The 2192-nt window shown below is 32.4% G+C and carries 1 protein-coding gene; it reads left to right on the plus strand.

The genetic code is table 11. The annotated features are described in order from the left end of the window. The first annotated feature begins 591 nt into the window (after nucleotides 1–591). A complete protein-coding gene (locus HMPREF9129_RS02975) occupies nucleotides 592–1785 on the plus strand; it encodes an ATP-binding protein (protein ID WP_004820208.1) in 1194 nt (397 codons plus the stop codon). Nucleotides 1786–2192: the final 407 nt, after the last annotated feature.

The following is a 2192-nucleotide window of genomic DNA, read 5'->3' on the forward strand; positions in this document are numbered from 1 at the left end:
GCCGCCCCTACGTTTGTTGGTTATATTGATATTTTTATATTTTTGATATTTCATTTTATTGTGTTTTGCGGGCGGACCTATGTTGTTTTGATGTTTAAGTTTTTTATTTGTCTCTTGTTTTTTATTTCATAAATTTCCTTGCAAATACGTGCCGCCCCTACGATTGTTGGTTATATTGATATTTTTAAAATTTTTGATATTTAGTTTTATTAGGTTTGAGGGCGGACCTGTGTTGTTTTGATGTTTAAGTTTTTTATTTGTCTATTGTTTTTTATTTCATAAATTTTCTTGCAAATACATGCCGCCCCTACGGTTGTTGGTTATATTGATAAATTTAATGTTTTTTAAAATTTCGTTTTATTGTGTTTGAGGGCGGACCTATGTTGTTTTGATGTTTAAGTTTTTTATTTGTCTATTGTTTTTTAATTTCATAAAATTCCTTGAAGTCACGTGCCGCCCCTACGGTTGTTGGTTATATTGATAATTTTATTATGCGGTCCGATCGTTAACGAAAAATAAAAATTGGAAGTTAACTTCCTGAAATGGTATAATTTAAAAAATAAGAAGTTTATTTCCAAAAGGAGGTAGCGTATGTTCGACAGACCTATGTATTTAGAAAAATTAAAAAGATTTAAAGACACAGATTTTATAAAAGTGATAACTGGTGTTAGACGTTCTGGAAAGTCTGTTATCTTAAAATTATATAGTGAATATTTAAAAAGTTTGGGCATATCTGGGAAAAATATTATTTACATTAATTTTGAATTGTTTGAGTATCAGAATATAAAAAATGAACGTGATTTCCACGAGTTAATTAGCTCATTAAATTTAAAAAAGGATGTTAAATATTATTTTCTTTTTGATGAAATTCAATTTGTTGATGGTTGGCAAAAAGTTATAAATTCACTGCGCATAAGTTTTGAGGCGGACATTGTAATCACCGGTTCAAATGCAAATATGTTATCTGGAGAACTTGCGACTTTTTTGAGTGGAAGGTATGTTGAAATACCTGTGCATCCATTTTCTTTTAAGGAATTTTTGTACGTTAAGGGAATTGATTTAAATTCAAGGTATGTTGATACTGCATATTCGGAGTATGAAATTTATGGGGGTTTCCCAAGTGTGGTTATTGCAGAAAAGGCAATAAAGGACACGGTTTTGTCCGGAATTTTTGATTCGATTGTGTTAAATGATGTTGCATTTAGGTCGGGAATTAAGGATACGGAAATTTTAAAGGGGATTATAAATTTTTTGGCGGATAATGTTGGTCAGATAGTGAATCCGACTAAGATTTCGAATGTGTTTAAGAATGAAAGGCTCAGTGTTTCTAATCACACTGTATCGAGGTATTTGGAGCTTTTGGAGAATGCTTTTTTATTTTCCAAGGTAAGGCAGTATGATGTTAGGGGGAAGGAGTATTTAAGGTCGAATAATAAATATTTTATTGTCGATAATGGTCTTAGAAGAATTTCGGTTGGGATGAGGGGTGGGAATTATAGTAATCGTCTTGAAAATATAGTCTATACTGAGCTTGTAAGAAGAGGGTATAGTGTTGATGTTGGAAGGATTGATTCTAAGGAAATTGATTTTATTGCCAAGAGAATGGACGAGGTTTTATATGTGCAAGTTTCGTATGAATTACCGAATAATAAGCATGAAACGGATAATTTACTTTTAGTTAATGACAATTATAGGAAGATTGTGATCACCGGGAAGTATTATGAGGAGAAAACAATTGATGGGATTGAGATTGTTTATATTGTTGATTGGTTGTTGGAGGATTAGAAGCTGGTGAGGGAGGCACGAGAGGAGCAAGGTCTATTTGTTTTATATGGTTATTAAATTGTGTTATAATGTTTTAAATTTGAGATTATTTATACTTCACAACACAAACGATTGTTAGCTTATGTGATATTTAAAATGTTTTATAATTATATTATTTCGAGGGAGGGCTAAGGGTGTTGTGCCCCAGGGTAACTTCTCTTTTTTCTGTCGAAAAAATTCACCTTTCGATTCTCCCTCGAGCACCCATCCCCTACACCCTCAAAACGCTTTTTGGGCTGGTTTTTACATATATGTTTCTATATTTTTGATATTTCGTTTTGTTTGGTTTTGGCGGGTCGGCCTCACGCTGACGTATTCGTGCGACCCCTACGTTTTGTAAACAATACTTATTATTTTGGAAATCAAAA

This window comes from Peptoniphilus indolicus ATCC 29427 (genome assembly GCF_000227315.1).
Taxonomy (GTDB): domain Bacteria; phylum Bacillota; class Clostridia; order Tissierellales; family Peptoniphilaceae; genus Peptoniphilus; species Peptoniphilus indolicus.